This is a genomic window from Streptomyces sp. NPDC054863 (assembly GCF_053610825.1).
On the sequence record NZ_JBSGZD010000074.1, the window covers coordinates 23985 to 30371 of the forward strand.

Here is a 6387-nt window from a genome sequence, read left to right on the forward strand (position 1 = left end):
TCCGCCCTCCGGGGACCCGGCAGCGCCCCGTCCTACTCCGCCCGCAGCACCAGCAACGCCATGTCGTCGTCCGGCGGGTCCGCAGCGAACCTGTGCACCGCCCCGGTGATCCTCTCCGCCACTCCCTGCGCCGAAAGCCCCGCACACTCCGCCAGCTCCGCCGCCAGCCCCTCCCCGTCGTCGAACATCACCCGCCCGCACCGCCGCTCCGTCACCCCGTCGGTCACGCTCAGCAGCACCTCCCCCGGCGCCAGCACGAACGTCTCGCTCTCGTACGCCGCGTCGTCCAGCACCCCGAGCAGGACCCCCGGCTGCGCCGCCGCCCGTACCGCTCCGTCGGGCCGCAGCACCAGCGGCAGCGGGTGTCCGGCGCTGGAGAGCGTGCAGCGCACACCGCCGCCGTCCGCCTCGGGGAGCGGCTCCAGCTCTCCGTACAGCATCGACAGGAAGCGTGCCTGCGGTCCGTCCGGGAGTTCCTGGCCGCCGGCTGCGGCCACCAGCCGCGCCGCCGCGTCCGCGGACTCGGTCGCGTCGTCGAGGAGCAGCCGGTTGAGCCGGTCGAGGACCTCCGACACCTGGTAGCCCTCGCGTGCGAGCAGCCGCAGCCACGGCCGCACGAGTCCGGTGACGACGGCGGCCTCCGGCCCGTTCCCCTGTACGTCGCCGAGGGCGAAGCACCAGCGTCCTTCGGCCGCGTGGAAGACGTCGTAGAAGTCGCCGCCTGCCAGCCCCTCGCCCCGCGGCTGGTAGACGAGGGCGCTGGTCAGGCCGGGGATCTCGGCGACCTGGCTGGGCAGCAGCGCCCGCTGCAGGACGCTGGAGATGGTGGCCTGCTGGGTGTACCTGCGGGCGGCGCCGACGGCCAGCGCCACCCTGCGCACGAAGTCCTCGATGAGCCCGGTCACCTCGTCGGGGATGCGCAGTATCCCGGCCCTCCCGAGCATCAGGATGCCGACCCGGCGCCCGCCCACCACCATCTGGCAGGCGAGCACCGCGCCGGCGCCGCCGAAGCTCTCCGCCGTGCCCGGCCAGGGCAGTGCCACGGGGCCGCCGCGGGCGGACTCGGGCAGCTTGGGAGGCTCCTTCTCCAGCAGGGTGCGCAGTTCCTCCATGCATCCCTCGCGCGCGTGCCAGACCCGGGCGAGCCGCGGTTCGGCCCCCGGGCCGCCGCCCTCCGGGTCGAGCCATACGGCGCACCAGTCGGCGAGCCGGGGCACCAGCAGCTGTGCGGCGAGGGCCACCACCATGTCCTGGTCGAACTGCCCGGCCAGCAGGTCGGAGGCCTCGGCGAGGAACGACAGCGCGCCCCGGTTGATCCAGTCCGGGTCCTCGTCGCGCAGCTGCCTGCGCGGCAGCGGGGCGAGGATCTCTGCCACCCGCAGCCCGCGCTGGAGTGCCTGGTGGGAGGCGAGGGCGGTGGGGGTGAGCATGGGGCCGTTGGCCGCGGCGGGCTGCCAGCCGTCCAGCGGGAGCGCCGCCCAGACGGTCTTGAGGCCGGTGCGGTAGGTGACGCCCCAGCTCTCGGCGAGTCCGGCGACGAGGTGGAGGCCGCGCCCGTACTCGGGGGCGTCGCTCCTGTCGCGGCGCTGCGGTTCGTTGCGTACGACCCGGGAGGGGTGGTGGTCGGAGACTTCGATGACGAGGACGGCGGTCTCGCTGGTGGTGCCCGCGGGCTCGATGCGGCAGAGGAGTTCGACGGTGGTGCCCGCGTGCACCACGGCGTTGGTGACGAGTTCGTTGACGACCAGGGCCGCGTCGTCGGCGAGACGGCCGGCGAAGCCCTCGTCGGCGGGCAGCAGGGGCGTGCCGGACCAGTCCGCGACGGCAGCCCGCAGGAACTTCCGTGCTGCGGACGGCGCGAGCGGATTGCCGGGCAGACTGGTGCGGGCCTCGGAATGGATCTCGTGCCTCCCGGCCCACGGACTTCTCGCGCGGGCGCCGTTGTCCCGCTGCGTCGGAATGGGTGCCACAGGACGGCTCCTGTATCGGTTCTCGCAATGCGCCGCTGACGACAACCACAGGGTGACAGACTGAGCCTGCCCATAAGCACCGAGTCACTGAAGTGGGCCTCAATGAACGAAGATCGTGCCACGTCGCGCGCCGGAGCCCGTACCGGGGACAGGGCCGGGGACGCCTCCGGAGCGCACCCCGGCGAGGGCTGGGTGCACGCCTCCGAGCTGCGCCCGCTCCTCGCCGCGATGACCGCGCTGCGGGACGGGGACTTCCGGGTGCGCCTCCTTGAGGCGCAGGAAGGGACTCCGGCCGAACTGACCGCCGTCTTCAACCAGATCGCCCACCGCAAGGAGCACTACGGGGCCGAACTCGCCCGCGTACGCAGGGAAGTCGTGCGGCACGGCAGGCTCGACGAGCGCCTGGCGGTGAGCCCGGGCCAGGGCGGCTGGGCCTCCAACATCAACAGTACGAACGCCCTCCTGGACGCCCTCGTGGTGCCCGCCGCCAACGCCACGCGCGTGCTGGACGCGGTGGCGGGCGGCGACCTCACCCAGCGGGTCGATCTGCACGACGGAAACCGGCAGCTGCACGGCGACCTGCGGCGTCTCGGCCGGGCGGTCAACAAGATGGTCGACCAGCTCTCCCTCTTCACGGGTGAGGTGACCCGGGTGGCGCGCGAGGTCGGCACCGAGGGCCGGCTGGGCGGCCGGGCCAAGGTGCAGGGCCTGTCGGGCAGTTGGCGGGACGTGACGGAGGCCGTCAACATGATGGCGTCCCGGCTGACCGCCCAGGTGCGCGACATCGCGGCGGTGACGACGGCGGTGGCCCGCGGCGACCTGACCCGTACGGTCACCGTCGAGGCGACCGGCGAACTCCTCGAACTGAAACTGACCGTCAACACGATGGTCGACCAGCTCTCCGCCTTCGCCGACGAAGTCACCCGCGTCGCCCGCGAAGTCGGCACCGTCGGCCAGCTGGGCGGCCGTGCCCAGGTGCGCGGCGTCAGCGGCGTGTGGAAAGACCTCACCGACAACGTCAACTTCATGGCTTCCAACCTGACGTCCCAGGTGCGCAACATCGCCCAGGTCACCACCGCCGTCGCCAACGGCGACCTCTCCAAGAAGATCACCGTCGACGCACGCGGCGAGATCCTGGAGCTCAAGGACACCGTCAACACGATGGTGGAGCAGTTGCGCGCCTTCGCCGACGAGGTCACCCGGGTGGCCCGCGAGGTCGGCACCGACGGCAGGCTCGGAGGCCGCGCCCAGGTCCTCGGCGTCAGCGGCGTCTGGAAGGACCTCACCGACAACGTCAACTACATGGCGGACAACCTCACCTCACAGGTCCGCAACATCGCCCAGGTCGCCACCGCCGTCGCCCAGGGCGACCTGTCCAAGAAGATCGACGTCGACGCACGCGGCGAGATCCTGGAGCTGAAGACCACCATCAACACCATGGTGGACACACTGTCGTCGTTCTCCTCCGAGGTCACCCGCGTCGCCCGCGAGGTCGGCTCCGAGGGCCAGCTCGGCGGCCAGGCCCGCGTCGAGGGCGTGTACGGCACCTGGAAGCGCCTCACCACCAACGTCAACGAACTCGCCCTGAACCTGACCACCCAGGTCCGCGCCATCGCCGAAGTGGCGTCCGCCGTCGCCCAGGGCGACATGTCCCGCTCCATCACGGTGGAAACCCGGGGCGAGGTCTCCGAACTGAAGGACAACATCAACCTGATGGTGTCCAACCTCCGCGAGACGACCCGCGCCAAGGACTGGCTGGAGTCCAATCTCGCCCGCCTCGCCGGTCTGATGCAGGGCCACCGCGACCTGATGGAGGTCGCCGACCTCATCCTGCGTGAACTGACTCCTCTGGTGAACGCGCAGTTCGGTGCGTTCTTCCTGGCCGACCCCGACACCGACGGCACCCCGTCGCACACCACCAACGCGACGATGCCGCAGCGCGGACTCGCCTTCATCGCCGGATACGGATCCGCACAGGGCGCCACCGTCGACACCCACGGCATGCCGGGACACGGCCTCGTACGACAGGCCGCTCTGGAGAAGAAGCGCATCCTCGTCGAGGAGGCGCCGCCGGACTACATCAAAATCAATTCCGGTCTCGGCGAAGCAGCACCCGCCAGTGTCGTCATCATCCCCATCCTCTTTGAGGACAAGTTGCTCGGCGTCATCGAGCTGGCGTCGTTCTCCCGGTTCTCCGACGTCCACCTGGCGTTCTTCGACCAGTTCGTGAACACCATCGGCGTCGCCATCAACACCATCATTGCCAACTCCCGTACGGAGTCCCTGCTCAGCGAGTCCCAGCGGCTCGCCATCCAGCTCCAGGACCGCTCCAACGAGCTCCAGCGACAGCAGGCCGAACTCCAGCGCTCCAACGCCGAACTCGAAGAGAAAGCGGCCCTGCTCGCCACGTCTTCGCAGTACAAGTCCGAGTTCCTGGCGAACATGTCGCACGAGCTGCGCACCCCGCTCAACTCCCTCCTCATCCTGGCCCGCCTCCTCTCCGACAACCCGGACGGTCATCTCTCCGACCAGGAGGTGCAGTTCGCGACGACCATCCACCGTTCGGGCTCGGACCTGCTCCAGCTGATCAACGACATCCTCGACCTGTCCAAGATCGAGGCCGGCCGGATGGACGTGCGCCCCAAGAGGCTCCCGCTCATCAAGGTCCTCGACTACGCCCACGCCACGTTCCGCCCGGTCACCCTGGACCGGGGCCTCTCCTTCGAGGTGGCGGTCGGCGAGGACGTGCCGCGCGAAATGTTCTCCGACGAACAGCGCCTCCAGCAGATCCTGCGCAACCTGCTGTCCAACGCGATCAAATTCACCTCGTCGGGCCGGGTCGAACTGCACGTCAACCGTGTCGCCGACCCGGAGAACCACCTCCTCAAGAGTGCGCACGACGTGATCGCCTTCGCCGTCTCGGACACCGGAATCGGCATCGCCGCCGAGAAGCTCCCCGTCATCTTCGAGGCGTTCCAGCAGGCCGACGGCACCACCAACCGCAAGTACGGCGGCACCGGTCTCGGCCTGTCCATCAGCCGCGAGATCGCCGGCCTGCTGGGCGGCCGGATCGTCGCGGAGAGCGAGCCGGGCCGCGGCTCGACCTTCACCCTGTACGTTCCGGTGCGCTACCCGGGACACATCGACCCGGACCAGCCCGACCCCCAGCTGCCCGTCCGCGCTCTCGTGCCGACCCCGCCGGAGCGCCTGTCCGCCAACCACGTGACACTGCCGGAGCAGGACGACGACTGGCCCACGACCACCAAGCTGGAGGAGTGGAAGTCCGGCCGCGCCGGAGTCGTACTGCCCGGCCGCCGCGTCCTGATCGTCGACGACGACATCCGCAACGTCTTCGCCCTCACCCACGTACTGGGCCGGGTGGGCATGCCCGTGCTGTACGCCGAGAACGGACGGGAGGGCATCGAGGTGCTGGAACGCAACTCCGATGTCGAACTCGTCCTGATGGACATCATGATGCCCGAGATGGATGGGTACGAGACCATCGAAGCCATCCGCAACACACCCAGGTGGACCGACCTGCCGATCGTCGCCCTCACCGCGAAGGCGATGCCGGGCGACCGGGAGAAGTCCATCGCCCAGGGCGCCAACGAGTACGTACCGAAACCGGTCGACGTCGACCGGCTGCTCTCCGTCGTCTGTTCCCTCCTGGACCCCGAGGGGCAACTGACGGAACCGGGGCGGCCGGGTTGCGCGTCGGCAGGTTTCACAGTCCCGGATGCTCCGGGGGCCCCTGCGGCCCCCGTGCTCCCGGGACAGGCCGACGCTCAAGGGGAGCCTGCCGGCCCATCACCGACGCTGTGAGGCAATAGACGATGACCACTGAGGCACCGCAGAGCGATCGCGCCAGCATCCTGCTCGTGGACGACATGGAAGACAATCTCATCGCACTGGAGGCGGTTCTGGGCGCGCTGAACGAACCGTTGGTACGGGCTCGTTCGGGCGAGGAGGCGATGAAGGCGCTGTTGCGGCAGAAGTTCGCCCTGGTGCTCCTCGACGTCCGGATGCCGGGCATGGACGGCTTCGAGACGGCGTCCAACATCAAGCGTCTCGACCAGACGAAAGACGTGCCGATCATCTTTCTCACCGGCACCGAGGGCGACTCCGGCTACGCCTTCCGGGGGTACGCCACCGGGGCCGCCGACTTCCTGACCAAGCCGTTCGACCCCTGGGTGCTGCGCGCCAAGGTGAATGTCTTCCTCGAACTGCACCGCAAGAACCGCCAGCTGGAGCGGATGCTGACACAGGAGCGGCAGCAGTTCGAGCTGCTCGCCGACCAGTTGGCGGACATCGAGGGCCACCTCATGGAGGACGGCCCCGACGTCTCGTCGCCACTGCGGAACCAGGTGCTCCGGATGAAGGAGACCCTGGCGGGCATGCGCCGCGGTCAGGGCAGCTG

The 6387-nt window shown here is 69.8% G+C and carries 3 protein-coding genes; 2 read left to right on the forward strand and 1 reads right to left on the reverse strand.

Translation table 11 applies throughout. The annotated features are described in order from the left end of the window. Positions 1–32: 32 nt before the first annotated feature. Positions 33–1970 (reverse strand): SpoIIE family protein phosphatase, encoded by a 1938-nt coding sequence (locus ACWGIG_RS16330; protein WP_453322262.1) that lies wholly within the window; start codon positions 1968–1970, stop codon positions 33–35. Between the two features lie 228 nt (positions 1971–2198). On the opposite strand from ACWGIG_RS16330, the gene ACWGIG_RS16335 reads away from it, so the two are divergent. Both ACWGIG_RS16335 and ACWGIG_RS16340 read left to right on the forward strand, forming a co-directional pair. After that, positions 2199–5792 (forward strand): HAMP domain-containing protein, encoded by a 3594-nt coding sequence (locus tag ACWGIG_RS16335; protein WP_453322265.1) that lies wholly within the window; start codon positions 2199–2201, stop codon positions 5790–5792. A gap of 11 nt (positions 5793–5803) precedes the next feature. Then, positions 5804–6387: response regulator (locus ACWGIG_RS16340; protein WP_453322263.1), on the forward strand; the 584-nt coding region annotated here is incomplete at its 3' end.